Source organism: Streptomyces racemochromogenes, from assembly GCF_039535215.1.
Lineage (GTDB): Bacteria > Actinomycetota > Actinomycetes > Streptomycetales > Streptomycetaceae > Streptomyces > Streptomyces racemochromogenes.
On record NZ_BAAAWT010000001.1, the window covers coordinates 4,773,307 to 4,800,149 of the forward strand.

General features: G+C 72.6%; 22 protein-coding genes and 3 tRNA genes. 12 read left to right on the top strand and 13 right to left on the bottom strand.

The window, feature by feature from the left end:
• Positions 1–69 precede the first annotated feature (69 nt).
• Entirely contained in the window at positions 70–1,386 is a 1,317-nt protein-coding gene (locus ABD973_RS21955) for a deoxyguanosinetriphosphate triphosphohydrolase (protein ID WP_125821061.1), read from the bottom strand.
• 56 nt (positions 1,387–1,442) lie between these two features.
• Positions 1,443–2,156, bottom strand: a complete 714-nt coding sequence (locus ABD973_RS21960; RefSeq protein ID WP_125821060.1) for a sirohydrochlorin chelatase — start codon at positions 2,154–2,156, stop codon at positions 1,443–1,445.
• A 312-nt stretch (positions 2,157–2,468) separates the two neighbouring features.
• On the opposite strand from ABD973_RS21960, the gene ABD973_RS21965 reads away from it, so the two are divergent.
• From ABD973_RS21965 to ABD973_RS21980, 4 genes are all read left to right on the top strand, one after another.
• On the top strand, positions 2,469–3,215 hold the full coding sequence (locus ABD973_RS21965) for a SanA/YdcF family protein (protein WP_345501646.1): 747 nt from the start codon (positions 2,469–2,471) through the stop codon (positions 3,213–3,215).
• Positions 3,216–3,283: 68 nt separating this feature from the next.
• The gene (locus tag ABD973_RS21970; RefSeq protein WP_125823979.1) at positions 3,284–4,048 is read left to right on the top strand and encodes a glucose 1-dehydrogenase; all 765 of its coding nucleotides are present in this window, start codon (positions 3,284–3,286) and stop codon (positions 4,046–4,048) included.
• 188 nt (positions 4,049–4,236) lie between these two features.
• Positions 4,237–6,315 carry a molybdopterin oxidoreductase family protein gene (locus tag ABD973_RS21975; RefSeq protein WP_125821059.1) on the top strand — a complete coding sequence of 693 codons (2,079 nt, stop codon included), beginning with the start codon at positions 4,237–4,239 and terminating at the stop codon, positions 6,313–6,315.
• Positions 6,316–6,421: 106 nt separating this feature from the next.
• Positions 6,422–7,567 carry an RNA polymerase sigma factor gene (locus ABD973_RS21980; RefSeq protein WP_241253230.1) on the top strand — a complete coding sequence of 382 codons (1,146 nt, stop codon included), beginning with the start codon at positions 6,422–6,424 and terminating at the stop codon, positions 7,565–7,567.
• Positions 7,568–7,636: 69 nt separating this feature from the next.
• On the opposite strand, the gene ABD973_RS21985 is transcribed toward ABD973_RS21980, so the two are convergent.
• The 4 genes from ABD973_RS21985 to ABD973_RS22000 form a co-directional block, all read right to left on the bottom strand.
• A complete protein-coding gene (locus tag ABD973_RS21985) occupies positions 7,637–9,559 on the bottom strand; it encodes an ABC transporter ATP-binding protein (RefSeq protein WP_345501649.1) in 1,923 nt (640 codons plus the stop codon).
• Positions 9,556–11,289: an ABC transporter ATP-binding protein gene (locus ABD973_RS21990; RefSeq protein ID WP_125596880.1), complete on the bottom strand. Its 1,734-nt coding sequence runs from the start codon at positions 11,287–11,289 to the stop codon at positions 9,556–9,558. The genes ABD973_RS21985 and ABD973_RS21990 overlap by 4 nt, the downstream gene beginning before the upstream one ends.
• Positions 11,290–11,409: 120 nt before the next feature.
• Positions 11,410–12,855, bottom strand: coding sequence for an FGGY family carbohydrate kinase (locus ABD973_RS21995; RefSeq protein WP_125821058.1), 1,446 nt, complete (start codon positions 12,853–12,855; stop codon positions 11,410–11,412).
• Positions 12,856–12,895: 40 nt separating this feature from the next.
• Complete coding sequence (locus tag ABD973_RS22000; RefSeq protein WP_125596886.1) at positions 12,896–13,195, bottom strand: YtxH domain-containing protein; 300 nt, start codon at positions 13,193–13,195, stop codon at positions 12,896–12,898.
• Between the two features lie 145 nt (positions 13,196–13,340).
• Here ABD973_RS22000 and ABD973_RS22005 point away from each other — a divergent pair.
• The 3 genes from ABD973_RS22005 (at position 13,341) to ABD973_RS22015 (ending at position 13,750) form a co-directional block, all read left to right on the top strand.
• Positions 13,341–13,413: transfer RNA gene (locus ABD973_RS22005), tRNA-Asn, on the top strand.
• Positions 13,414–13,418: 5 nt separating this feature from the next.
• Positions 13,419–13,491: transfer RNA gene (locus ABD973_RS22010), tRNA-Asn, on the top strand.
• 185 nt (positions 13,492–13,676) lie between these two features.
• Positions 13,677–13,750: transfer RNA gene (locus ABD973_RS22015), tRNA-Ile, on the top strand.
• Between the two features lie 168 nt (positions 13,751–13,918).
• On the opposite strand, the gene ABD973_RS22020 is transcribed toward ABD973_RS22015, so the two are convergent.
• Positions 13,919–14,137: a hypothetical protein gene (locus ABD973_RS22020; RefSeq protein ID WP_345501652.1), complete on the bottom strand. Its 219-nt coding sequence runs from the start codon at positions 14,135–14,137 to the stop codon at positions 13,919–13,921.
• 307 nt (positions 14,138–14,444) lie between these two features.
• Here ABD973_RS22020 and ABD973_RS22025 point away from each other — a divergent pair, with 307 nt between their 5' ends.
• The gene (locus ABD973_RS22025; protein ID WP_125821056.1) at positions 14,445–15,431 is read left to right on the top strand and encodes a helix-turn-helix transcriptional regulator; all 987 of its coding nucleotides are present in this window, start codon (positions 14,445–14,447) and stop codon (positions 15,429–15,431) included.
• 73 nt (positions 15,432–15,504) lie between these two features.
• On the opposite strand, the gene ABD973_RS22030 is transcribed toward ABD973_RS22025, so the two are convergent.
• Positions 15,505–16,614, bottom strand: a complete 1,110-nt coding sequence (locus ABD973_RS22030; RefSeq protein WP_164720885.1) for a carboxylate-amine ligase — start codon at positions 16,612–16,614, stop codon at positions 15,505–15,507.
• Positions 16,615–16,863: 249 nt separating this feature from the next.
• On the opposite strand from ABD973_RS22030, the gene ABD973_RS22035 reads away from it, so the two are divergent.
• Both ABD973_RS22035 and ABD973_RS22040 read left to right on the top strand, forming a co-directional pair.
• Positions 16,864–18,120: an MFS transporter gene (locus ABD973_RS22035; protein ID WP_125821054.1), complete on the top strand. Its 1,257-nt coding sequence runs from the start codon at positions 16,864–16,866 to the stop codon at positions 18,118–18,120.
• 201 nt (positions 18,121–18,321) lie between these two features.
• The gene (locus tag ABD973_RS22040; protein WP_345501656.1) at positions 18,322–19,413 is read left to right on the top strand and encodes an esterase-like activity of phytase family protein; all 1,092 of its coding nucleotides are present in this window, start codon (positions 18,322–18,324) and stop codon (positions 19,411–19,413) included.
• Positions 19,414–19,452: 39 nt separating this feature from the next.
• Here ABD973_RS22040 and ABD973_RS22045 read toward each other — a convergent pair whose 3' ends face one another.
• The 3 genes from ABD973_RS22045 to ABD973_RS22055 form a co-directional block, all read right to left on the bottom strand.
• Positions 19,453–19,755, bottom strand: a complete 303-nt coding sequence (locus ABD973_RS22045; protein ID WP_345501658.1) for a putative quinol monooxygenase — start codon at positions 19,753–19,755, stop codon at positions 19,453–19,455.
• 83 nt (positions 19,756–19,838) lie between these two features.
• Positions 19,839–21,191: a carboxyl transferase domain-containing protein gene (locus ABD973_RS22050; protein WP_345501660.1), complete on the bottom strand. Its 1,353-nt coding sequence runs from the start codon at positions 21,189–21,191 to the stop codon at positions 19,839–19,841.
• Between the two features lie 513 nt (positions 21,192–21,704).
• Positions 21,705–21,941 (bottom strand): hypothetical protein, encoded by a 237-nt coding sequence (locus ABD973_RS22055; RefSeq protein WP_345501662.1) that lies wholly within the window; start codon positions 21,939–21,941, stop codon positions 21,705–21,707.
• 271 nt (positions 21,942–22,212) lie between these two features.
• Here ABD973_RS22055 and ABD973_RS22060 point away from each other — a divergent pair, with 271 nt between their 5' ends.
• Both ABD973_RS22060 and ABD973_RS22065 read left to right on the top strand, forming a co-directional pair.
• Entirely contained in the window at positions 22,213–22,968 is a 756-nt protein-coding gene (locus tag ABD973_RS22060; protein WP_345501664.1) for an XRE family transcriptional regulator, read from the top strand.
• Positions 22,955–23,422, top strand: a complete 468-nt coding sequence (locus ABD973_RS22065; RefSeq protein ID WP_345501666.1) for an NUDIX hydrolase — start codon at positions 22,955–22,957, stop codon at positions 23,420–23,422. The genes ABD973_RS22060 and ABD973_RS22065 overlap by 14 nt, the downstream gene beginning before the upstream one ends.
• Before the next feature lie 646 nt (positions 23,423–24,068).
• Here ABD973_RS22065 and ABD973_RS22070 read toward each other — a convergent pair.
• Both ABD973_RS22070 and ABD973_RS22075 read right to left on the bottom strand, forming a co-directional pair.
• Positions 24,069–25,679, bottom strand: a complete 1,611-nt coding sequence (locus tag ABD973_RS22070) for a sensor histidine kinase (protein ID WP_345501668.1) — start codon at positions 25,677–25,679, stop codon at positions 24,069–24,071.
• Positions 25,676–26,713, bottom strand: a complete 1,038-nt coding sequence (locus tag ABD973_RS22075) for a rod shape-determining protein (protein ID WP_125595183.1) — start codon at positions 26,711–26,713, stop codon at positions 25,676–25,678. Before ABD973_RS22075 ends, ABD973_RS22070 begins: the two co-directional genes overlap by 4 nt.
• Positions 26,714–26,843 lie beyond the last annotated feature (130 nt).

The window sequence follows — 26,843 nt, forward strand, 5'->3', positions numbered from 1 at the left end:
CCACTTGCGGCCACCTTGCGAGCGTCCCGCACCCAGCCTGCCTCGTGAAGGGGGAATGGCCCGATCGGCTCACCCTTCGGCGCGCCGCCCGCGCCGGGTGAGGCGTGCGTGCAGTGAACGGGCGGACGCGTCGGTCAGGCAGGCGATCTGGTCGATGACCGCGCGTTTGCGGGCCTTGTCGTCCGCCGCAGCGTCGAAGATCGCCCGGAACTGGGGGTCCAGGCCCTCCGGCGCGCGGGCGCTCAGCGCCTCCGCCAGTTCGGCCAGGACGATGCGCTGGTCGGCCCGCAGCCGTTCCTGCTCGTCGCGCTGCATCACGTACAGGTCGGCCACCGCCTTGAGGACCGCGCACTCGTTGCGCGCCTCGCGCGGCACGACCAGCTCCGCCGCGTAGCGGGTGAGCCGGCCGGAGCCGTACGCCTCGCGGGTGGCGCCCTCGGCGGCCAGGCAGAACCGGCCGATCAGCTGGCTGGTGGCGTCCTTCAGGCGGGCCTGCGCCACGGCGGACCCGTCGTAGCCGTGCGGCCACCAGTCCTCCTCCATCAGCCGGTCCAGCGCCTCGCGCAGCTCCTCCGGGGAGGTGCCGGCGGGCACGTAGCGGCCGATGGCGACCTGCCAGATGGCGGCCCGCTCGGGCTCGGCGAAGAGGAGGTTCGGGTCGAGGTGCCCGGCGTGCAGCCCGTCCTCGAAGTCGTGCACGGAGTACGCGACGTCGTCCGCCCAGTCCATGACCTGGGCCTCGAAGCACTTGCGGTCCGCGGGTGCGCCCCGCCGCAGCCACTCGAAGACCGGCAGGTCGTCCTCGTAGGCCCCGAACTTCACCGAGTCCGGGTCGGTGGGGTGGCCGCCGCGCGCCCACGGGTACTTGGTGGCCGCGTCCAGGCAGGCGCGGGTCAGGTTGAGGCCGACGCTGACCGGGTCGCCGGTGGCCGGGTCGGGCACGAAGCGCTTGGGTTCCAGCCGGGTCAGCAGGCGCAGCGACTGGGCGTTGCCCTCGAAGCCGCCGCAGTCCTTGGCGAACTCGTTGAGCGCCTCCTCGCCGTTGTGCCCGAACGGCGGGTGGCCCATGTCGTGGGAGAGGCAGGCCGCTTCGACCAGGTCCGGATCGCAGCCGAGGGCCGCGCCGAGCTCCCGGCCGACCTGCGCGCACTCCAGGGAGTGCGTCAGCCGGGTGCGGGGGCTGGCGTCCCAGTCGAAGGAACGCGTGCCCGGGGTGACGACCTGGGTCTTCCCGGCGAGGCGGCGCAGGGCGGCCGAGTGCAGCACGCGGGCGCGATCACGCTGGAAGGCGGTGCGGCCGGGCCGTTTGTCCGGCTCGGCGGCCCATCGCTCGGTGGCGGCCGGATCGTAGGACTCGTAGGCGGGGACGTGCGCGGTGCCTTCCATGCTGAGACGTTAACCGGAGTCACCGACAATCCGAGCAATCCGAACCTACGCGGCCTTTACGCGATGGCCGGTTCCGGCTCCCGCGCGCCGCGCGCGAGCGCTTCGTCGTAGCGGCGCAGCACCAGCCGGGCCAGGGCCGGGTGCGCGCCGAGCGGGGCCGCCGCCGGGCCGGTCGCGGCGGCCGCGCTCGCGGAGGCGAACCGGCCCGGGGCGGCGAAGTACGAGGCCACGGCGGCCCGGTGGTACCCGCGGGCGGCCAGCGCCCGGACGGCGTCCGGCACGCCCGGGGCGGCCGCCGAGGCGTACGCGGGGACCACGGGGACCCCGCCGAGCCGTTCGGAGAGCAGGTCGGCGGCGCGGCGGGTGTCGGCGGCGGAGTCGGGGTCGAGGGACCCGGCCGAGGCCAGCACGACGGCCGTGCCCGGGGTCCAGCCGGCCTCCAGGAGCCGTTCGAACAGGACCTCCACGAGCAGCGGGTGGGGGCCGAGCGGGGCGGCGATCCGGATCCGCAGGTGCCCGGCGCGGGCCGCGGCGGCGGGCAGGTCCCGCTTGACGTGGGTGCCGCGTCCGAGCAGCAGCGGCACGAGGACGGCCGCTCCGGCGGTGTCCCGCAGGGTGTCGGCCAGCAGCGGCCGGTTCAGTTCGACGTGGCCGAGGCGGACGTCGAGGGCGGGGCGGAGCTCGCGGACCCGTTCGAGCAGGGCGAGGACGGTGTGCGGGGCGCGCGGGTCGCGGCTGCCGTGGGCCACGGCGACGAGGGTGGGGTGCATGGGGGGACTCCGTGGTGCCGGGCGCGTGGCGGGCGCAGGCCGCTGAGCTGGGTGCCGAGCTGGTCGGTGATCCGCGTCAGCAGCTCGGCCGCGCTGCCGAAGGGGAAGGACTGGGTGGCGGGAGGGTGCACCGGCTCCGTCATGGACCGATCCTGCGGGGCCCGGGTTGCGTGGGCGTTGCGCGTGGGTGACGGGTGGTTTCCTGCTGCTCACTCGGTCATTCGTACGAGTGAAAGGGGGGTCGGGCGGAACTGGGGGGCGGGGGCGGTTCGTCAATCCGTGCGAAGGGCGTGCGGACGAGGGGGGCCGGTCATGGGACAGCAGGGGCAGGAGCAGGAGCAGGAGCAGGGACGGGGACGGGGACGGGCGGGGCGGCTCGGTGTCGGCCGCTGGAGGGTATGGCTGCGGACGGTGCGGGGGCGTCGGCGTGCCGTGCAGGCGGTGATGGTGCTGTGCGTGCTGGCCCTGCTGCCCTCGACGTGGACGCACGCCGCGGCCGCCGACCGGCTGCGGACCACCGCGGAGGCGCCCGACGCCGGGGTGGCGGTGGTCTTCGGGGCCGGCCTGTGGAAGGGCCGCCCGACCCCGTACCTCGCCTACCGGCTCGACGCGGCCGTGGAGCTCTACCGGGCGGGCAAGGTGAAGGTGGTCCTGGTGACCGGCGACAACAGCCGCACGGAGTACGACGAGCCGGGCGCGATGCGGACGTACCTCAGGGGGCACGGCATACCCGACGACCGGATCGTCAGCGACTACGCGGGATTCGACACCTGGGACTCCTGCGTGCGGGTCCGGGAGATATTCGGGGTGCGCCGGGCGGTGCTGATCAGCCAGCACTTCCACATCCACCGAGCGGTGGCCCTGTGCCAGGCGGCGGGAGTGGACTCCTACGGCGTCGGGGTGGACGACGAGCACGACGCCACCTGGTACTACGGCGGCGCCCGCGAGGTCCTCGCGGCCGGCAAGGCGGCCCTGGACGCGGCGTTCCAGCCGGAGCCGAGGTTCCTCGGCCCGAAGGAAGAAGGGGTGTCGCGGGTCCTGGCCGCTCTGACAGACTGACGCCTCGATCGGCGTATGCCGATTAGTCATATACCTATCTGTCTGCGTCAGGGGTGTGGATCGTGGCTGTGGTGGATCTCGGCGGCAAGGTGGTCGTCATCACCGGTGGGGCCCGGGGCCTGGGCGCGGCGGCCGCACGGGCGGTCGTCGACGGCGGCGGCAAGGTGCTGATCACCGACCTGCTGGAGGACGAGGGCGCCGAGACGGCCGCCAAGCTCGGCGACGCGGCCCGCTTCCTGCGGCACGACGTCACCAGCGAGGCCGACTGGACGGCGGCGCTGGAGTACGCGGTCGCCGAGTTCGGCCGGATCGACGGGCTCGTCAACAACGCCGGCATCCCGACCGGCGAGTTCCTGGAACACGAGAGCGTCGAGCACTTCCGCCAGGTCGTCGAGGTCAACCTGGTCGGCGTGTTCATCGGCATCAAGACCGCGATACCCCTGCTGCGGGCGGGCGGTGGCGGATCCGTCGTCAACATCTCCTCCGCGGCCGGCCTCACCGGACTCGCCCTCACCGCCGGGTACGGAGCCTCCAAGTGGGGCGTGCGCGGCCTGTCCAAGATCGGCGCCGTCGAACTGGCAGAGGCGGGGATCCGAGTCAACTCCGTCCACCCCGGCATGACCCTGACCCCGATGACCGCCCCCATCGGCATCCAGGCCGGCGAGGGCAACTACCCCGGCGCCCCCCTGGGCCGCGTCGGCGTCCCCGAGGAGATCGCGGCCGCCGTCGCGTTCCTCCTCTCCGACGCCGCCGGCTACATGACCGGCGCGGAACTCGCCGTCGACGGCGGCTGGACGGCCGGCCTCACGGTCAAGTACCTCACGGGCCAGTGACCCCTCCCGGCCTCACCGCGCGACCCGTGCCGGCGCCGGCGCGCGGCGGGTGGCGAACCATCCCTCCCGACACCCCCCGCGGCTGCCCGCCCCCTCACCGCCCCCGCCGGACCGGGATGAGGGTCAGCACCCCCGCCCGTAACGGGGGCGCGCGGCCTCCGTAACACCCGGACCACACCCTGAGGGGCATGCACAGCTCCCCGGAAGCCACCGCCACCCACTGCCCCTACTGCGCCCTGCAGTGCGGCATGAACCTGCGCCCCGCCCCCGCGGGCGACGCGGTGACCGTCGAGGAGCGCACCGGCTTCCCCGTCAACCGGGGCGCCCTGTGCGGCAAGGGCCGCACCGCCCCCGCCCTGCTCTCCTCCCGGGTACGCCTGACCGAGCCGCTCATCCGCACCCACGCCGGCGGCCCGCTCGTCCCGGCCACCTGGGAGGAGGCCCTCGACGCCGTCGCCGCCGGCCTCGCCCGCACGCGCCGCGCCCACGGCCCCGACGCCGTCGCCGTCTTCGGCGGCGGCGGCCTGACCAACGAGAAGGCCTACGCCCTCGGCAAGTTCGCCCGCGTCGCCCTCGGCACCTCCCAGATCGACTACAACGGCCGCTTCTGCATGTCTTCGGCCGCCGCCGCGCACCAGAAGGCCTTCGGCCTCGACCGCGGACTGCCCTTCCCGCTGGAGGACATCCCCCGCACCGGCTGCGTCGTCCTCGTCGGCTCCAACCCCGCCGAGACCATGCCGCCGTTCGTGCGCTACCTCACCGAACTCAAGGCGAACGGCGGCACCCTGATCGTGGTCGACCCCCGCCGCACCCGCACCGCCGAACTGGCCGACCTGCACCTCGCGCCGCGCCCCGGAACCGACCTCGCCCTCGCCCTCGGCCTGCTGCACCTCGTGGTCGCCGAGGGCCGCACCGACGAGGCGTTCATCGCCGAACGCACCACCGGCTGGGAAGACGCCCGGGCCGCCGCCATGGCCCACTGGCCCGAACTCGTCGAGCGGATCACCGGCATCGCCCTCCCGGAACTGCGCCGCGCCGTCGACATGTTCTGCGCCCCCACCGCCGCCATGGTCCTCACCGCCCGCGGCCCCGAGCAGCAGTCCAAGGGCACCGACACCGTCGGCGCGTGGATCAACCTCTGCCTCGCCACCGGCCGCGCCGGCCGCCCGCACTCCGGCTACGGCTGCCTCACCGGCCAGGGCAACGGCCAGGGCGGCCGCGAACACGGCCAGAAGGCCGACCAGCTCCCCGGCTACCGCAAGCTCACCGACCCCGCCGCCCGCGCACACGTCGCCCGCGTCTGGGGCGTCGACCCGCGGAGCCTGCCCGGCCCCGGCCGCAGCGCCTACGAACTCCTCGACGCCCTCGGCGGCGACGTCAAGGCCCTCCTGCTCATGGGCTCCAACCCCCTCGTCTCCGCCCCCCGCGCCGCCCACGTCGAAGACCGCATCCGCTCCCTGGACTTCCTCGCCGTCGCCGACGTCGTCCTCTCCGAGACGGCCGCACTCGCCGACGTCGTCCTACCCGTCACCCAGTGGGCGGAGGAGACCGGCACCACCACCAGCCTGGAGGGCCGCGTCCTGCTGCGCCGCCGCGCCCTCACCCCACCCCCCGGCGTCCGCGGCGACCTGGACGTCCTGCACGGACTCGCCGCCCGCCTCGGCGTGGAGAAAGGCTTCCCCACCGACCCCGAACAGGTCTTCGCCGAGCTGCGGCGCGCCTCCGAAGGCGGCCCCGCCGACTACTCCGGCATCTCCTACGCCCGCATCGAAGCCGAACAGGGCGTCTTCTGGCCCTGCCCCGAAGGCTCCCCGGGACAGCCCCGTCTCTTCCTCGACCGCTTCGCCACCGACGACGGCCGCGCCCGCTTCACGCCCGTCTCCCACCGCGACGCCGCCGAGGTCCCCGACGCCGACTACCCGCTGCTCCTCACCACCGGCCGGGTCGTCGCCCAGTACCAGTCCGGCGCCCAGACCCGCCGCGTGCCCGAACTCAACGCCGCCGCCCCCGGCCCCTTCGTGGAACTCCACCCGCGCCTCGCCGCCCGCCTCGGCGTCACCGACGGCACCCCGCTCGCGGTCACCTCCCGCCGCGGACGCGCCGTCGCCCCCGCCCGCGTCACCGACGCCGTCCGCGCCGACACCGTGTTCATGCCGTTCCACTGGTACGGCGAGGGCCGCGCCAACACCCTCACCAACCCGGCCCTGGACCCCGTCTCGCGCATGCCCGAGTTCAAGGTCTGCGCGGTCCGCGTGGAACCCGCGTGACTCCGGTCGGACATGAGTCCGATCCGCATCGGGATTCCCGCCAGGGGGTAACCATCCGTCACGCAGCGGGCTCAGAAAGTGCTCGCACGCCCCTCGTGGCAGCGATGTGTCGTACCCCACACTGAGGTGCGGTGCCACCGTCCTCGGAGCCCTGGAGGTCGCCCCCGTGCAGACCCAGACCCTGACCGTGAACGCGAGCCGCCCCGCCGCAGACGCCTCCGATCCGGATCCCGAGGCCGAGGCCGACACGGTGGAGGACGCCGGCGACGAGGAACCCGAGGTCCTCGAACTCATCGAACCGGTACCCCCGCAGCGCGCCCGCGACAACGGCGCCGGGACCGGGCCCTCGGCCGACCTCTTCCGCCAGTACCTGCGCGAGATAGGCAGGATCCCGCTGCTCACCGCCGCCGAAGAGGTCGAACTCGCCCGGCGCGTGGAAGCGGGACTCTTCGCCGAGGAGAAACTCGCCGGCGCCACCGACCTCGACTCCCAGCTCGCCGTCGACCTCGACAAACTCGTCGTCATGGGCCGGATGGCCAAACGCCGGCTCATCGAGTCGAACCTGCGGCTCGTCGTCTCCGTCGCCAAGCGCTACGTCGGCCGCGGACTGACCATGCTCGACCTGGTCCAGGAGGGCAACCTCGGCCTGATCAGGGCCGTCGAGAAGTTCGACTACGCCCGCGGCTACAAGTTCTCCACCTACGCCACCTGGTGGATCCGGCAGGCGATGTCACGGGCCCTCGCCGACCAGGCCCGCACCATCCGCGTCCCCGTCCACGTCGTCGAACTCATCAACCGCGTCATCCGCGTCCAGCGCCGCATGCTCCAGGAACGCGGCTACGAACCCACCGCCGAGGAAGTCGCCGTCCACCTGGAACTGACCCCCGAGCGGGTCCTGGAAGTGCTCCGCCTCGCCCAGGAACCCGTCTCCCTGCACGCCCCGGTCGGCGAAGAGGACGACGTCGCCCTCGGCGACCTGATCGAGGACGGCGACGCCGCCTCCCCCATGGAGTCCGCCGCCTTCTTCCTGCTGCGCGAACACCTCGAAGCCGTCCTCTCCACCCTCGGCGAACGCGAACGCAAGGTCGTCCAGCTCCGCTACGGCCTCGCCGACGGCCGCCCCCGCACCCTGGAGGAGATCGGCCGCATCTTCGGCGTCACCCGCGAGCGGATCCGCCAGATCGAGTCCAAGACCCTCAACAAGCTGCGCGACCACGCCTTCGCCGACCAGCTGCGCGGCTACCTCGACTGACCCGCGCCGGCCGCGGAACGGAAGAGGGGGCGTCCCGAAGGACGCCCCCACCCGCACACCGCCGGCCGGTCAGTCGACCTCGGCCACCGCCTGCGCGAACTGCGCCGCGTACAACCGCGCGTACGCGCCCTCGGCCGCCAGCAGCTCCTCGTGCGTGCCCTGCTCCACGATCGAGCCGCTCTCCATCACCAGGATCACGTCCGCGTCGCGGATCGTCGACAGCCGGTGCGCGATCACGAAGGACGTACGGCCGTGCGCCAGGCGCGCCATCGCCTTCTGGATCAGCACCTCGGTACGGGTGTCCACCGAACTCGTCGCCTCGTCGAGCACCAGGATCACCGGATCCGACAGGAACGCCCGCGCGATGGTGATCAGCTGCTTCTCACCCGCGCTGACACCCGCGCCCTCGTCGTCCAGCACCGTGTCGTAGCCGTCCGGCAGCGTGCGGATGAAACGGTCCGCGTGCGCCGCCCGCGCGGCCTCCTCGATCTCGCCGCGCGTCACCTCGCGGGACGCGCCGTAGGCGATGTTCTCCGCGATCGTCCCGCCGAACAGCCAGGTGTCCTGGAGCACCATGCCGATCCCGCCGCGCAGCTCCTCGCGGGTCATCTTGGCGATGTCCACCCCGTCCAGGGCGATCTCCCCGCCCGTGACCTCGTAGAACCGCATCAGCAGATTGACCAGCGTGGTCTTGCCGGCGCCCGTCGGGCCGACGATGGCGACCGTCTGCCCCGGCTCCACCGTCAGCGAGAGGTTCTCGATGAGCGGCTTGTCCGGCTCGTAGCGGAAGGCCACCTTGTCCAGGGTCACCTGACCGCGCAGCTCCCGCGGACGCTCCGGGACCTCCGCGTCCGGCTCCTGCTCCGGCGCGTCCAGCAGCTCGTACACCCGCTCCGCCGAGGCGACGCCCGACTGCACCAGGTTCGCCATCGACGCCACCTGCGACAGCGGCATCGAGAACTGGCGCGAGTACTGGATGAAGGCCTGCACGTCACCGATCGACAGGGTGCCCGAGGCCACCCGCAGACCGCCGACGACCGCGACCAGCACGTAGTTGATGTTCGAGATGAAGAACATCACCGGCTGCATGATGCCACTGACCAGCTGCGCCTTGAACGAGGCCCGGTACAGCTCCTCGTTCTGCTCGGCGAAGACCGCCGCCGACTCCTGCTGCCGCCCGAAGACCTTCACCAGCGCGTGGCCGGAGTACATCTCCTCGATGTGGGCGTTGAGCGCGCCCGTGGTCTTCCACTGCGCCACGAACTGCGGCTGCGACCTCTTGCCGATCCTCGCCGCGACCACCACCGACACCGGCACGGTCAGCAGCGCGACCAGCGCCAGCAGCGGCGAGATCCAGAACATCATCACCAGCACGCCGACGATCGTCAGCAGCGAGTTCAGCAGCTGGCCCATCGTCTGCTGGAGGGTCTGGCCGATGTTGTCTATGTCGTTCGTCGCCCGGCTCAGCACCTCCCCGCGCTTCTGCTGGTCGAAGTACGACAACGGCAGCCGCGACAGCTTCGCCTGGAGCTCCTCGCGCATCCGGTAGACGGTGCCGTTCATCACGTGGTTCGACAGCCGCGTGGCGACCAGCATCAGCAGGCCCGCCAGGACGAACACCAGCAGCGCCCACAACGCCGTCACCCCCACGGCACCGAAGTCGATGCCCTGCCCCGGGGTGAAGTCGGTGCCGGACAGCATGTCCGCCATGCCGCCCTGGCCCCGCTCGCGCAGCCCGTCCAGCGCCTGCTGCTTGGTCAGGCCGTCCGGCATCTGCCGGCCGACGATCCCCGCGAACACCAGGTCGGTGGCCCCGCCGAGGATCTTCGGCCCGAGCACGGCGCAGCCGACACTGCCGACCACGGCCGCGACCATGCCCCACAGCTTGCCCCGGTCCTGCGCCAGCTGGCGCAGCAGCCGCTTGCCGGACCCCTTGAAGTCCATGGACCGCTGGGCCGGCCCCATCATCATCCGTCCTCCGGGCCCGCTCATGCGGCCTCCGCCTCCGTCAGCTGGGAGAGCACGATCTCCCGGTAGGTCTCGTTGCCGGCCATCAGCTCGTGGTGGCGGCCCTCGCCCACCACCCGGCCCTCGTCGAGGACGATGATCCGGTCGGCGTCGCGGATCGTGGAGACCCGCTGGGCGACGATGACGACCGTCGCGTCCTCGGTCTCCCGGGCGAGCGCCGCGCGCAGCGCCGCGTCCGTCGCGTAGTCCAGGGCCGAGAAGGAATCGTCGAACAGGTAGATCTCCGGGCGCTGCACGAGCGTGCGGGCGATGGCCAGACGCTGGCGCTGGCCGCCGGAGACGTTCGTCCCGCCCTGGGTGACCGGCGCCTCCAGACCGCCCTCCAGCTCGGACACGAAGTCCTTGGCCTGGGCCACCTCCAGGGCCCGCCACAGCTCCTCGTCGGTCGCGTCCGGGCGCCCGTAGCGCAGGTTGGAGGCGACCGTCCCGGAGAACAGGTACGGCTTCTGCGGGACCATGCCGACCGTCCGCGCCAGCAGCTCCGGGTCGATCCGGCGTACGTCCTCCCCGTCGACCAGCACGTCACCGCCGGTCGCGTCGAACAGCCGGGGCACCAGGCCCAGCAGCGTCGACTTGCCGCTGCCGGTGGAACCGATCACCGCGGTGGTCTCGCCGGGGCGGGCCACCAGGTCCACCCCGCGCAGCACCGGGGCCTCGGCGCCCGGGTAGCGGAAGTCGGCGCCGCGCAGCTCCAGCTGCCCGCGCCGGGAGAGCGTACGCACCGGGTCGACGGGCGGGACCACGCTGGACTCGGTGTCCAGGACCTCCTGGATGCGCTCGGCGCAGACCTCGGCGCGCGGCACCATCATGAACATGAAGGTGGCCATCATCACGGCCATGACGATCTGCATCAGGTAGGCGAGGAAGGCGGTCAGCTGACCGATCTCCATGCCGCCCCCGTCCACCCGCATCGCACCGAACCAGATGACGGCGACGCTGGAGATGTTCACGACCAGGATGACGACCGGGAACATCAGCGCGAGCAGCTTGCCGGAGGCCAGCGAGACCGCGGTCAGCTCGGAGTTCGCCCGGCGGAAGCGCTCCTCCTCGTAGCCGTCGCGGACGAAGGCGCGGATCACGCGGTTGCCGGTGATCTGCTCGCGCAGCACCCGGTTGACGACGTCGAGGCGTTCCTGCATCAGGCGGAACAGCGGTCGCGTCTTCCAGACGATCGCGCCGACCGACACGCCCAGCACGGGCACCACCGCGAGCAGCACGCCCGACAGCTTCACGTCGAGCGAGAGCGCCATGGCGATGCCGCCGACGCACATGATCGGCGCCGAGACCATCAGAGTGAAGGTCATCAGCACCAGCATCTGGACCTGCTGGACGTCGTTCGTCGTACGGGTGATCAGCGACGGGGCGCCGAACTGGCCCAGCTCCCGCGCCGAGAAGCTCTGCACCCGGTCGAAGACGGAGGCGCGCACGTCGCGGCCGAGCGCGGCCGCCGTGCGCGCCCCGTAGTAGACGGCCCCGACGTTGCAGACGAGCTGGACGAGGGAGACCCCGAGCATCAGCGCGCCGAAGCGCAGGATGTAGCCGGTGTCCCCGTTGACGACACCGTTGTCGATGATGTCCGCGTTGAGGGTGGGCAGGTAGAGGCTCGCACTGGTCTGCAGGAGTTGCAGCAGCACCAGTGCGGCGATGGCTTTCTTGTACGGACCCAGGTGGGTCCGCAGCAGTCGTATGAGCACGCGCAGGCTCCGGTAGGCAAGATCGAGGGGGGTTCACTCCATCTTCGGCCAACGCAGGGCCGAACCCCACCGGATTTCGCAAAGGCCGGTCAAAAGGACCAGGAGCCCGCGGCCTCCGTCCTAGAACCCGAACGCCCCCGGGTGCATTTGCTCCCGTGTGGTGACGTACTGCTGGCGGACGGCCTGCCAGGCCGGGTAGTCCTCGCCCGGCTCGAACACCTGGGCCGGCGGGGCCGGCCACAGCGGCGGGACGTGCGGGGCCAGCGTGCCCTGCCGCACCCCCAGCGCCCAGGCCGCCTGACGGGCCGCGCCCAGCGCCGCGTAGTCCGCCGGAGCGGGCACGACGACCTGCGTCCCGAACAGCCCCGGCGCGGCGGCCTGTACGGCGGGCAGCTCGGCGGCGGCCCCGAGCAGGAACACCCGGCGGATCCCCACGCCCCGGTGCCGCAGCACGTCGAGGGCGTCGACCAGCCCGCACAGCATGCCCTCGAAGGCGGCCCGCGCGAGGTGCTCGGGCTTCATCGAGTCCCGGCGCAGCCCCGACAGGGTCCCGGCGGTGTGCGGCAGGTTCGGGGTCCGCTCTCCCTCCAGGTACGGCAGGAGTACGAGGCCGTGTGCACCGGGGGTCGACTTCAGCGCGAGCGCGCTCAGCCCCTCCAGGTCGGTGCCCAGCATGTCGGCGGTGCCGCGCAGGGCCCGTACGGCGTTGGAGGTGTTCACCACCGGCAGGTGCATGCCGCCCGCGTCGGCGAGGGAGGTGATCAGGCCGCCCGGGTCGGACAGCGCCTCGTGGTGCACGGCCATCACCGAACCGGAGGCACCCAGCGAGACCACCGCGTCGCCCGGGCCGATGCCCAGCCCCAGCGCGGCGGCCGTGGTCTCCCCGGTCCCGGCGGAGATCAGCAGCCCCTCGGGGGTCATCCCGGCGGCGTCGGCGGGGCCGAGCACCTCGGGCAGCAGCGCCTGGTGCCCGAGCGCCAGCTCGACCAGGTCGGGACGGTAGGAACCGGTGGCCGCCGACCAGTACCCGGTGCCCGAGGCCCCGGCCCGGTCGGTGGTGCGGCGCGCGGGCCGGCCGAGCAGCTGCCAGACCAGCCAGTCGTGCGGGGACAGCACCACCGCCACCCGGCGCGCCGCCTCGGGCTCGTTGCGGGCCAGCCAGGCGAGCTTCGTGATCGGCTGCGCGGCGTGCGGGACGGCGCCGACGGCGGCCACCCAGGCGGCCTTGCCGCCGAGCGCCCCGATCAGGTCGGCGGCGACGACCTGACCGCGCTTGTCGTTGCCGATCATGGCCGGGCGGACCAGGGCGCCCTGCGAGTCCAGCGGCAGCAGGCCGTGCTGCTGCGCGGAGACGCCGATGGCCTGGACGCCCTCCAGCAGCCCGCCCCCGGCGGCTTCGCCGAGGGAGAGCAGCCAGGCCTGCGGGTCGGTCTCGTGGGGGACGGCCTCGCCGGCGGGCTGCGGATGGGGCGCGTAGCCCTGGCGCAGCACGGCCCCCGTGTCCGTGTCGCAGACGACGATGCGAGTGAAGGCGGAAGAGCTGTCCAGCCCGGCGACTATCCCCATGCGGAGAATTCTGCCGCACGCCGGGCCGGAACCATCCGCCTCAGGTGTTGCTCGTGCCCCATTCGTCGTCGGTGCCCTGCCCCCGCTCGCGCAGCGACCGCACGTGCTTCGCCACGGAATCGGGAACGACGTCGCCGACCTTGTCGCCGACCGCCGCGAACGCCTTGCCCGCGAACTGCCGTCCGGTCTGCCCGGCGGTCTCGGCGGCGTTGCGCACCGCCGGGTTCTGCGCGATGCGCCGGGCGGACTTCTTCAACTCCTCGTACCGCTCGCGCCCCGCCGCCGTGCCCACGACGTATCCCAGGGCTACCCCGGCGAGGAACGTGACCTTGTAGCGCATGCCTGCCACCCTTCGTTGTCTCGGTGCCCGGCCTGCTGCGATACCGATTGGCGGAGCACCCCCCTGCTTGCGCTAATCTATGACTCGCAACGGGCGCTCGCCCCCCGGCAAGGCCGGAGGTGGGCTGTTCGGTGCACCGCAGCAATCCCCTGTAGCTCAATTGGCAGAGCAGCCGGCTGTTAACCGGCAGGTTACTGGTTCGAGTCCAGTCGGGGGAGCGCGGTCCCCTGTAGCTCAATTGGCAGAGCAGCCGGCTGTTAACCGGCAGGTTACTGGTTCGAGTCCAGTCGGGGGAGCATTGAAGAGGAGAGGACCCGGGAGGGTCCTCTTTCTTTTTGCCCTGATCCGGGAACCGGGCAGCCCTCGGTACGGTCTCTCTGAACAAGCGCAGCCGATCATGCGGGGCATCCGAGGCAGGAGATCGTATGAGCGGCTATGCTGCGGCAGACGGCGCGCACACATGTACGCGCCACGCCGTAACGGGGCGGTAGCTCAGCCGGTTAGAGCAGCGGACTCATAATCCGTCGGCCGTGGGTTCGAGTCCCACCCGCCCCACCGCAAGCCGCAGGTGCAGAAACGATTGCACCTGCGGCTTCGGCGTTCCCGGGGAAGGGGAACGCGGGCGGGGGTGTGGCGTACGTCACGGCAGGGGAGGGGTGGTCGGTCCCCGCTGCCGGTCCTCGCCCGTTCGGCGCCGCCCTCCGTCCGGCGCCGAACGGGGAATCAGTCCCAGCCGATGATGCGCTTGTCGGTGGTGGCCGACCCCACGCCGACCGCCAGGGGGCTCGCCGCCCGCACCGAGTCCCACCCGATGATGCCGGGGGCCGTGGCCGCCTGGACCGAGTCCCAGCCGATGATCTCCGGCCCGGTGGTGACGGCGGCGGTGCAGGACAGCAGGGCGGTCAGACCGGCGGCGGCGATCAGGCGAGCGGTGCGAGACATGGATCCCCCTGGACGTGAGCGGTATCGGCGTGGTGCGGCTGGGGCGCGCTGCACCGGTCCGGCCTTTCGGCCCTGGCCTGGGGTGGGGCTCCGTGTGCCCCGCCGTCCCGGTGAACACCATCCTGCAAGCCCGCGTATGGACGCAGAAGAGGAAACGGATGGCACCAAGGTGACAGGCACCAAGGTGCCGCGACGGCCGGATCGAACAAGATCGAAAGAGACTGCCTATGGCCCCACCTGCGCACCTTTAAGATCAAGACAACGGCGGGAAATCATCCGCCTGACCGACTGGCCGGGGGGCACGAGCATGCTGGAAGCGTTGGGACTGGACACCCTCGTAGAGGCCGTCTACCGGGAGATGCTCGCCGATCCGACCGGCGGAGTGGCCGAACTGGGCGCACGGCTGGGGATCACCGAGGCGGAGGTGCGCGAAGGACTCGACCGGCTCGTCGACCTCGACCTGCTCACCCCGTCCCGCGACCACGCGGGCGGGCTGCGGGCCGTCAGCCCCGAGGCCGGGCTGGAGCAGATCCTGCGCCGTCAGGAAGAGGAACTGCTCCGCCGCCAGCAGGAACTGGCGGCCAGCAAGGCGGCGGCGGCCCGGGCCGTCGCGGAGTTCGCGGGCCTGCGGCCCAACACCCAATCCGACGGCGCCGAACGGCTCGTGGGCCTCGACGCCATCCAGTCCCGGCTGGAGGTCCTCGCCCGGGACCTCACCGCCGAATGCCTCTCCATCATGCCGGGCGGCGCCCAGTCCCAGGCCAGCCTGGACGCCTCGCGGCCGCTGGACGAGGATGCCCTGCGGCGCGGGATCCAGCTGCGCTCCGTCTATCAGGACAGCGTCCGCAACGACCCGGCCACCCTCACCTACGTCCAGTGGGCGACCGACCTCGGGGCGCAGGTCCGCACCAGCCCCGTGCTGCCGCCCCGCCTGGTGATCTTCGACCGGAAGACCGCCGTGGTCCCCATCGACCCCACGAACTCCAAGCTCGGCGCCCTCTGCACCACCGCCCCCGGAATCGTCGCCTCCCTCGTCACCCTCTTCGAACAGACCTGGGAGCAGGCCGTCCCCCTCGGCGCCGCCCGCGAACAGGCCACCGAGGACGGCATCACCGCCGCAGAACGCGAACTGCTGAAGCTGCTGGCCTCCGGCCTGACCGACGAGGCCGCCGGCAAGCGGCTCGGGGTCTCCCTGCGCACCGTCCGCCGCCAGATGTCCGCGCTGATGGAACGCCTCAACGCCACCAGCCGCTTCGAGGCCGGACTGCGCGCCGCCCAGCGCGGCTGGCTCTGAGACGGTCCGCGGCCGCGGACGCCCCGAACGGGCACCCGCGGCCGCGGCGGCCGGAACGGACGGGCCGGACCGGCTAGAAGTTCTCCGTCTCCTCCACCAGATGGCGCAGCACGTCCGTGAGGTCCCCGCGGCGGGCGAAGGCCGTCCGCTGCCGCGCGGCCCCCGACCCGTCGCGCAGCAGCCCGCCCAGGGTCTTCGCCGCGTGGTCCAGGTCACCCACGGCGGCCAGGTCCGGGGCGACCAGGTCGAGCAGCGCCTCCGCCAGGTCCGCCGCCGGCACCTCGGCACCCGTGTACGGGTCCAGGCCGAAGCCCTCCAGGCCGTCGTGCGCCGCCCGCCACCGCGCGAGACGCAGTACGTCGTCCCGTGCGGGCGGATCCGGCCGCCCCTCCGCGATGGCCCGCAGCGCCGACGCCACCAGGGCGCGCCCCAGCTCCGCCTGGAGCACGGCCGTGTCGATGTCCGGGGACATGTCGGGCGCCCGGATCTCGAGCGTGGGCCAGTTCCCGGAGGGGCGGAGGTCCCAATAGACCATCTTGGTGTCCAGGGCCGCCCCGGAGCCGAGCAGGGTCTCCACCGAGTGCCGGAAATGGGCCGTGGACGTGAAGTGCGGAGGCGGCCCCGCGGAGGGCCAGCCCGACCAGGCCATGGCCCGCCAGCTGGAGTGCCCGGTGTCCCGGCCGCCCCAGAAGGGGGAGTTGGCGGCCAGCGCGATCAGCGTGGGCAGCCATGGTCTGACCCGGTTGGACACGGCCACCGCGGTGTCCACGTCGAGGGTGCCGATGTGGATGTGGCGGCCGCAGCTCACCAGGGTGTCCGTCAGCGCGCCGAACCGCCGGTGCTGCTCCCGCTGGCGCGGCTCGTCGTCGGTCAGGTGCAGGGGCCCCTCCACCGCCACGACGGGCGAGGGCGCGGCCAGCAGACGGCAGCCGTGCGCACGGGCCGCCGCGGACAGCGCGCGCCGCAGGACGGCGAGCTCCTCGCGGAGGGTCACCGCCGAATCCGCGACTGGGGTGGAGATCTCCACCTGGTACCGGGTCCCCTCGGCGTGCAGCTGCTGCGGGAGTCCGGCGGCGGTGGCCAGGACGAGCGGTGCGGCCGGGACCACCCGCAAGGTGGTCGCGTCGACGAGCAGGAACTCCTCCTCGACGCCGACCGTGAGGGGGGCGGGAACTCCGCTCACGGTGGTGCTCGTTGTGCTGTTGCCAGGTTCGATCACTACGCCTCCCTGGACATACGAGTCTTTTCATCATGAGCGGACAGGGGGCGTGGAGGGTACGCCGATTTGGTCAAATGTCTGGAGACAGTGGCGGGTTAGCGGCAAGGGCGGCCCCCCTCTGGGGCCCCGGATCCTCGTGGTGAGGGCGTTGCGGGTGTGTGAACGCTCCCCGGTCTCCAGAGCCGCCCCAGCGGGACCTGGTTAGGATCCCGTGTGACCGGAACCGCCTCCCCGCCGCGACAGAAGCGTCGCCTCTTCGCCGACCTGACCCCGCTGCGCACCTCCGCCGATTACCGGCGGCTGTGGGTGGGCGGCACCATCTCCTGGATGGGCCAGGCGATGACCGCCCTCGCGATCTCGCTCCAGGTCTACGAGATAACCGGCTCCAGCTTCTCCGTCGGCCTGGTCGGGCTGTTCTCGCTCGTCCCGCTCGTCGCCTTCGGCCTGTACGGAGGTGCCATCGCCGACACCGTCGACCGGCGCAAGCTCGGCCTCCACAGCCAGATCGGGCTCACCGTCCTCTCCGTCGGCCTGGCCGCCGCCGCCCTGCTCGACTACCACCGGGTCTGGCTCCTCTACACCGTCGTCGCCCTCCAGGCCGTCTGCGGGGCGCTCAACGGACCCGCCCGCTCGGCCATGATCCCCAAACTGCTGCCGCCCGAGCAGCTGCCCGCCGCCAACGCGCTGAACTCCGTCACCATGACCTCCGGCACGATGCTGGGCCCGGTGCTCGGCGGCGTGATCGTCGGCTGGTGGGGCTACCAGGCCGCGTACCTGATCGACGCGGTGACCTTCGTCGCGGCCCTGTACGCCATGTGGCGGCTCCCCTCGATGCTGCCGGAGGGGCGCACGGGCGGGCGGGCCTCCGTGATGGACGGGCTGCGCTTCCTCGCGACCACGCCCAACATCCGGATGACCTTCTTCTCCGACATGGCCGCGATGGTCTTCGCGCAGCCGAAGGCGCTGTTCCCCGCCGTCGCCGTCCTCTGGTACGGCGGCGACGCCAGGACCGTCGGCCTGCTGGTCGCCGCCCCCGCCGTCGGCGCGCTGCTCGGCGGGCTGTTCTCCGGCTGGCAGGGACGGATCCGGCGGCACGGGCTGGCGATCCTGCTGTCCGTCGCGGCGTGGGGGCTGGCCATCGCCGTGTTCGGCCTGACCCGCAACCTCTGGCTCGGGCTGCTCTTCCTGGCCCTCGCCGGGTGCGCCGACACCATCTCGATGGTGTTCCGCTCCACGATGATGCAGACCGCCACCCCGGACGGGATGCGGGGCCGTCTCCAGGGCGTGTTCATCGTCGTCGTCGCGGGCGGGCCCCGGCTCGGGGACTTCCTGGCCGGCACCGCCGCCGACCTCACGTCCCCGGCCGTGGCCATCACGGGCGGCGGCCTTACGTGCGTCCTGGTGCTGGCCCTGCTCGCCGCCCGCTGGCGCTCCTTCGCCCGCTACGACGCCCGCACGCCGGAGCCGTAGCCCCGGGCCGCGGGGAGGGGCAGGCTCCGTGCAGCGGCAGCCCCGGAGACGCCCCCCGTGTGAACGGGAGTTGGCGAGTTCGTTGCCACCGCGCCGCCCACCCTTCCCTTTTGTTTCGGTCAGGCATATGACAGTTCGGCAGGGTCCCCGTCCGGTCCCGGTCCAGCTCCGTACCCCCGACCCGTCCAGGAGGAAGGCCGCATGCGCCTTCGCACGCTCGTCACCACCGCGGTGGCCACCGCAACCCTCACCGGGGCGCTCGCCCCGACCGCCACCGCCGCCGGACAGAACCCCGCCGAGGATCCCGCCAAGCCCGCGGCCTGCTCCCCGTACGTGTCCGTCGCCGGTTTCTCCGACTCGCTCGACAAGACCCTGCTCGACGGGAAGCTCGTCGGCGGCATCTCCGGCCTCGCCCTCGACCGGGACGGGAGCGTCGCCGCCGTCTCCGACAAGTCGGCGCTCTACCGCCTGGAAGTGGCCCGCGGGAACACCCCCTCCGCCAGGGCCACCGCCCGGCTCCCGCTCACCGACGGCGCCGGGAAGGTCACCGACTCCGAGGGCGTGGTCGTCGACCGGGACGGCACCTACCTCGTCACCGACGAGACCGCGCCGGCCATCCGCCGCTACAGCCGCACCGGCCATGTCCTGGCCACCCTGCCGGTCCCGCCCGCCTTCGCCCTCGCGCCCCAGGGCCGGGCCACGGCGAACCAGACCTTCGAGTCGCTCACCCTCCTCCCCGGCGGGCACACCCTCGTCGCCGGCCTGGAGGGGCCGCTCGCGGGCGACGGCAAGGACGCGAAGGGCCGCACCCTCCAGCGCATCCAGACCTGGGAGCGGCGCGCGAGCGGCGAGTTCGTCCTCGGCCGGCAGTACGCGTATCCCGTCGACCCGGGCCACGGCCTCGCCGAGCTCGCGGCGACCCGCGACGGCCGGCTGATCGTGCTGGAGCGCGGCTTCACGCGGGAGTTCGCGATCACGGCCAGGCTGTACCTCGCCGACCCGCTCGGGGCGAGCGACACCTCGAGGACGCAGGCACTGGCCGAGGGCCCGGGACTGCGGACCGCCCGCAAGACGCCGCTCGGCGACTTCGACGACTGCCCGACGCTGGGCGCCCCCTCGAAGCTGCCGCAGAACCACCCGCTGGTGGACAACATCGAGGGCATGGTCGTCACCGACCACGACGGCCGCGGCCGCGTACGGCTGCTGCTGGCCAGTGACGACAACGAGTTCCCGCAGCAGATCACCCGGCTGTACACGGTGGACCTCCGGCTGCCGGCCCGCCGCTTCGGCTGACGGGACCGGCCCGGCGGCCCGGCCCGGCGGCCCGGCCGGTCAGGCCGGCGGCTCGGGGTCCAGCCGGAGCACCTCGGCCGGCCCCGCCCGGAACGCGGCGCAGGCCACGTCGGACTCGGCCATGTGCGGAGCGGCGTCGTGGGCGTCCAAAGCCGCCTGCGACGCCCACCGCTCGATGAGGACGAACCGGTCGGGATCGCCGCTCACCCCGTGCAGGTCGTAGCGCAGGCAGCCCTCCTCGGCCCGGACGACCGGCGCGAGGCGGTCGTACGCCTCGACCTGCTCGGGCCCCCGGCCGGGAAGGGTGGTGATCAGGACGAGGAGCTGCACGGGCTGGGACATGTGGCGGAGCGTACGTCGCCAACTCCGGAGGCCGGAAGGCGCGTTCAGTGGGTGAGACCGGCGGGCGGCGACAGCCGCCGGGGTCAGCCCGCGGGAGGAACGATTCCCCGGGCCACGCCCAGCGCGACCAGGTCCTGCGGCCGGATGCGCAGCTGCTCCGCCGTGGCGGGGGCCTCCTCGACGGGACGCTTGAGGATGGCGGCCGCCAGCTCCGGGGCGATCACCGAGAAGTAGCTGTCCGGGGTCACCCAGGTGTTCCCCGGCGCGGCCAGGGCCAGCGCCCCGCCGGAGCCGCCCTCCCCGATCAGCAGGGTGGTCACCGGCACGGAGGCCTCTGCGAGCGCCGCGAACGTGTCGGCGATGGCCGGCCCGGCACCGGCGTGCTCGGCCGCCGCGTCGTTGGCCGCGCCCGGGGTGTCCACCAGGGTGAGCACCGGGATCCCGAGCCGGTCCGCCAGCCGGATCACCCGGACCGCCGTACGGTAGCCCGCCGGACGGGTGGCCGTGCCGCACTGGGCGGCGTACGCGACCGCCCGCCCCCCGCGCAGCCCGAACCCGCACAGCATCCCCGGGTCGGCGGCCCCGGCCCGGTCCCCGCGCAGCGGGAGGCGCAGCTCGAAGTACGCGTCCAGGTACGCCTGCGCCCGCGGGCGGTCCGGGCGCCGGGCCTGCCGGACGGCGTCCCAGCCGGTCTCCGGGGGCGTGACGCCGGCCAGCGCGGCCGGGGGCTCGACGGGCGTGGCGGGCCCGGCGGGCCGGGGCGCGCCCAGCACCCGCAGCCAGTCCGCCACCGTCCCCGGAAGCTCCGCCGGGGGGACGACGGCGTCGACGTGCCCGGCCCCGTACTGCCCCTCGGCGGTGTACGCCGCCGGATCGGCGTCCGCCGGCCGCACCCGGGACCCGGCGAAGCCGACCTGCGCCCCCGGCAGCGCCAGCACGACATCGGCCCCCGCCCCGAGGGTGGCCCACCCGCCGCCGGTGGTGGGGTCGCGCAGCACCGCGATCTGCGGCAGCCCGGCGGCCCGGGTGAGCACGCACTGCCGCGCCACCCGCTGGAGCTGGGTCAGCGCGAGCATCCCCTCCTGCATCCGCGAGCCGCCGGTCGCGATCAGGGACACCAGCGGCAGCCGCTGCTCCCGAGCGTGCGTGTACGCGGCTTCGAGCCGGTCTCCGGTGCGCTGCCCGAGGGATCCGCCGAGGAAGCCGAACTCGAAGGAGATCACGGTGGCCGGCCGGCCCCCGACGAGGGCGGTGCCGATGACCACCGACTCCGACTCGCCGGTCCGCGCACCGGCCCGGGCCCGGGAGGCGTCGTACCCGGCCCAGCCGATGGGCCCGTCGGCGGGCGACTCCGCACGCGGGACGGGGAGTTCGGCGAACGAGTCGGGGTCGATGAGGGCGGCGATGGCGGCACGGGCCGACAGACGGGTCGTCACCCGCCCACCCTAGGCGCAGCGGGCACGCGGGGCCATCGACTGGCTCTCGGCGGGGGCCCGCTATCTCCCCCTCGACCCCGTGGGGTGGGGCGGGGGTTGCCCACCCGCCTCCCTGGGTGCGGGGCGGTGGTGCGGGGGCGGGATCCCCTCGCCCCGTCTCAGAGCCGGTTGGGGGCTTCCCGTCAGTCCCATCGTCCTTCCGGTTCGGGCCGGCCTGTCAAGGGCGCTCCTTCGTCGCGTCGCTTCGCGATGGCCTTCGGCCACCCTTGACAGGCCGACCCGAACCGGAAAGCCGAAAGACTGCCGGGAAACCCCCAAAGAAACGGGACGGACGATCCTTGGAGGGGCGGGCGTCTCAGCGCTGAGACGAGGAGCCGGTGGCCGGCCCGCCGGGCATCCGGGCCCTCAGGAGCGGCAATTCCGGACCGGGTGCGCGGCTACCCGCACGAGAGGTTGATCAGAGCCCTCTCCAGACCACCCAGACGCGACAGATCGCTACGCGCTTCTCTTTCCTCAGCGTCCGGCGGCCGTCTTGGGCTGATCCGGCGCGGGTTCGACGTTGGTGGCGGCAGTGGTGAACTCGCGACCAGAGGCGTTGCGGATGTAGGCGAGCTCCATCCAGCGTTCGATGCCGGTGTCGGATACGTTCTCATTGATCACAGCCATCAACACGCCTTCGGTGCCGGAGGCGATGTCACGGACACGACGGCGGAGGAGGCGGTGGGGGACGTACTCGTAGCAGTCACTCATCGGACGCCGCCTCAAGGCTGCTGAGGAAACGCTCCCAGCCGGCACGGGCCCGGTCGAGGAGTTCCGCGCTGGGCTCAGCCGGTGTTACAGGCTGCTGCCATGGGACATCCCTGGCGCCATGGGCATTGAGAATCTTCATCACTCCTCCAGTTCAGGTGGCGTCGAACCGATCGTGGATCCCACGTGGGGGCGTTTCCACTCCGTTTGCGGGACGTTTGGGACGGTTCGCCGCTAGCGTCTCCTGCGTCCCGGACGGCCTGTGGAGAGACCTTTGAATCACGCACTCCGCCGCGCGATGGCGAATGCCAAGATGACGGAAAAGCAACTCGCAGAAGCCTGCGGGGTGGACGCGAAGACGGTCGGACGGTGGATCACAGAGCCGCACCGCGTTCCTCACGCCCGCCATCGATGGGCAGCCTGCGAGGCACTAGGAGAGGAGGAGACGGCCTTGTGGCCCAACGCCGTTCGATCGGCTCTCACAAGCGGCCCTGACAAGGAGATAGTTCAGGTCTTTCCCTACCGGTCTGCCGCTCCCTCAAGCCTGTGGCGCTCACTGGTCACGAAGGCGCAGCACGACCTGGTGTTCGCTGGATACACCAACTACTTCTTGTGGCTGGAGCAGGCCAACTTCGCAGGTGCTCTGCGCCGGAAGGCCTTGGGTGGCTGTCGCGTCCGGTTCCTCATCGGAGATCCCGACAGCCCCGTCACCGCAGCCCGGGAAGCGGAGGAAGGTGTCCCGCTGACGCTCTCGACTCGGATTTCCGTGACCTTGAACGAGTTGTCGAAGCTGAGTGATGTCAGCGGCATTGAAGGACGGTTCGAGACGGGGCACGTGAACCTCTCGGTGTTCAGGTTCGACGACGAGATGATCGTGACCCCCATCCTGGCCCGCCAGATTGGCCACGATTCGCCCATGATGCACCTGCGACGTCGTCAGGCGGACGGCATGTTCGACCGGTTCTCTGCACACGTCGAGGAGCTGTGGCGCCGCGGCACCGACATCAGGGAGAGCAATGCCCAGGCGTGACTACGAAGACGACCCCAGCGCCCCGCCGGCCAACAGCCTCGTGCCCGCCGCATCCGCCGTCGTGGTGGACGACGACGGCCGAGTGCTGCTCCAGCGCCGCAGCGACAACGGGATGTGGGCCCTTCCCGGCGGCAAGATGGAACTCGGCGAGTCCATCGGCGACTGCGCGGTCCGGGAAACCTATGAGGAGACCGGCATCACGGTTGAGATCACCGGCATCGTCGGCACCTACACGAACCCCGGCCACGTCTTCGCCTACGACGACGGCGAGGTCCGTCAGGAGTTCTCCATCTGCCTCCTCGCCCGACCCACCGGCGGCACCCTCCGCACGTCCGACGAATCCTTCGAGGTCGCCTGGTTCGCACCCCACGAGACCGACGGACTCCCGATGGTTCCCAGCATCCGCAAACGCCTGAACGACTGGCGAGCCGGAAACGGCCCCGTCATCCGCTGAGTCGACCGCACACTGCTCTGGTCGGCACGTGGTGCAGGTATCAGCCCAGGACGGCCGCCGGACGCCGAGATCCGAGGAGCGCGTAGCGATCTGACGCGCCGGGCGGCACCTCGGGCTGCTCGGTTCGTCCTTTGGTGCGGGGATCAGCCACGGACGGTCGTCGGACGCCGAGAATGAGGAGCGCGTAGCGATCTGTCGCGTCTGGGTGGTCTGGAGGGGGCCCTGATCAACCTCTCGTGCGGGTAGTCGCGCCCTGGCCCGGAAACATGGATCGGGGGCCCGGATGCCCGGCGGGCCGGCGCCCGGCCCCTCGTCTCATCGCTGAGGGACCCGTTGCTCCAACGATGGACCGTGCCGTTTCTTTGGGGGTTTCCCGGCAGTCTTTCGGCTTTCCGGAGCGGGTCGGTATGTCAAGGGTGGAGCGAAGCGACATCGCGTAGCGACGCGACGAAGGAGCGCCCTTGACAGGCCGGCCCGAACCGGAAGGACGATGGGACTGACGGGAAGCCCCCAACCTGCTCTGATCCGGTCCAGGGGGCTACCGCCCCCGGCCTCCGGCCCGCAGACAGGGAGGCGGGTGGGCAACCACCGCCCAGCCCTGGTACCTCGCGGGGGAGATAGCGGGCCCGCGCCGTGGGGACGCCCCCTACAGCCCCGCCTCCCACACCACCGTCGTTCCCCGCGTGCCCGTTTCCGTGCGGCCGTCGTCGGAGACCGTGAGGCGGACGCGGGAGGGGGTGGCGTCGACCTCTACCTCGATCGACGTGACCTCGCTGCGGCGGTGGGCCGCTGCCAGGGCGCTGCGCAGGGTGGAGAGGAGGGCCGTGGTGACGGGGTCCGGGAGGAGGGCGTCGACCGCGCCCGCGAAGTGCACCGACGGCTGGAAGCCCAGCAGCACCGCGGCTCCGCCCGTCTCGCGGAGCACCCGTCCGCGGAAGGTGGTGGGGGCGTCGCTCGGGGGTTGCTGGAGGGCGAAGATGGCCGTGCGGACCTCCTGGATGGTGGAGTCCAGCTCGTCCACCGCGCGGCCCAGTTCCTCCCCGACCTCGTCCCCGGCCCCGTCGTCGCCGGCCGCGGCGTTGGCCGAGCGCCGCCGGGTGCTCTCCAGCATCATCTCGGTGGCGAACAGCCGCTGCACCACCAGGTCGTGCAGGTCGCGCGCGATGCGGTCCCGGTCCTCGTAGACGGCCAGCTGCTCGCGGTCGTGCTGCGCGTCGGCGAGGACCAGGGCCAGCGCGGCCTGGGAGGCGAACTGGGAGGCCAGCAGCCGGTCCACCGCGTCGTACGGCTGGCCGCCCCGGGCCCTGGGCAGGGCGAGGGTGCCGATCAGCTGTCCGCCGCTCTGTAGCGGCAGCATCATGCTCGGCCCGAAGCGTTCGCGCACGTGGGTGGTCATGCGGGGGTCGGTGGCGGAGTCCTCTATGAAGACGGGTTCGCCGCCCAGCAGTTGGACCAGCACCGGTGAGCCGGGTGCGATGGCGGTGCCGACCAGGTCGCCGGGGTCGCCGTGGGTGGAGGCGGCGACGATCTCCATGCCGCCCTCCGGGGTGGGCTGGAGGATGACGCCGGCCGCCGCGTCCGCGAGCAGCCGGGCGCGTTCGGCGACGCACATCAGGGCGTCGGCCGCGGGGCGTCCCGCCAGCAGGGTGGTGGTGACGGCGGCGGCGCCCTCGATCCAGCGTTCGCGTCGGCGGGCGGTCTCGTACAGCCGGGCGTTGCCGATCGCTATCCCGGCCTGCGAGGCCAGTACGCGCATCAGGGCGAGGTCCTCGTCGGTGAAGGGGCCGCCGCCGCGCTTCTCGGTGAGGTAGAGGTTGCCGAAGACCTCGGTGTGCACCCGGATGGGCACGCCGAGGAAGCTGCGCATGGGCGGGTGGCCGGGCGGGAAGCCGGCCGAGCGGGGGTCCTTCGTGAGGTCGTCGAGCAGCAGTGGCCGGGGGTCGCTGATCAGGGCTCCGAGCACGCCGGAGCGGCCGTCGGGCAGGCGGGGGACGGCGGCCCGTTCGGCTTCGGTCATTCCGGAGGTGAACAGCTGGGTCAGCCGGGCGCGCTCGGGGTCGACGACCCCGAGCGCTCCGTACCGGGCCCCGCACAGCTCGGTGGCGGAGTCCACGACGTGCTGGAGGGTGGTGCGCAGCTCCAGTTCGGAGCCGACGCTGAGCACCGCCTCCAGCAGGACCGGGAGGCTGCTCGAAGGCGCACCGGCCCCACCGGAGCCGGCACCGTCGTCGGCTCCGGCGGGTCCGTCCAGGGTCATCCGGCCAGCGGGTTGAGGACCATGGGGGCGATCTTTCCTTCCAGCATCGCGCCGAGTCCCAGCACGGCGCACACGTCTGGCCGTTCGGCGATGGCGACGGGCATTCCGGTGGAGTCCCGCAGCATCTGGTCGAGGCCCGGCAGCAGGGCGCTGCCACCCACCATCATGATCCCCTTGTCCGTCAGGTCGGCGACCAGGTCGGGCGGGCAGTCGCGGAGCACCTTGCCGATGCCGTCGAGGACGGCGGTGAGCGGGGTGTGGATGGCGTCCCGGACGGCGGCGGTGTCGACGTGGACGGAGCGGGCGAGCCCGGTGGCCACGTCGCGGCCGTGGATCAGGGTGGAGGCGGGGCCTTCGGGGGTGATGCCGTTGCCGTGCAGGGCCAGCTGGAGGGGGCGTACGGCCTGGCTGGGCAGCATCAGCTCGTGGGCGTGGCGCAGGTGCTGGACGACGGCGTGGTCGATGGCCTCGCCGCCGACGGGGATGCGTTCGGCGGTGACGATCGAGCCGAGGGAGAGCACGGCGATCTGGGTGGCGGCCGCTCCACAGACCATGATCATGGTCGCGGTCGGCTGTTCCACGGGCAGGCCGCAGCCGACGGCGGCCGCGATGAGGGTGTCGACGAGTTCGACGCGCCGGGCGCCGAGGCCGACCATGGTCTCCACGGCCGCCCGCTGGGCGAGCGGGTCGGCGTCGTGCGGGGTGCAGCAGGCGGCGCGCAGGCGGGGCTTGCGGCGCAGGGCGCGGCGCAGTTTCTCGCCGAGGAGGTGGCGCAGCATCCGCTGGGCCATCTCGATGTCGACGACGGTGCCGCCGGAGACGGGGCGCACGACGCGGATGTAGTCGGGGGTGCGTCCGGTCATCCGTTCGGCGAAGGTGCCGACGGCGATGAGGGCGCCGGTGCGGGTGTTGACCGCGGCGACGCTGGGCTCGTCGACGACCAGTCCGGCTCCCTTGACGTAGACGCGGGTCCTCGCGGCTCCCAGGTCGACGGCGACGTGGCAGCGGCGCAACTGCTCAAGACTGACGGTCACGGCAGATCCTCCCGAGAGCGCTGACGAAGGATGAGACCGGCAGCTGCCGATCGCACTCCACATCTTCTCGGATAAATAGGTCATATCGCCCGTTGGAATGCTCCGGGTGGGGCGTGTCGTACGGGCGGTG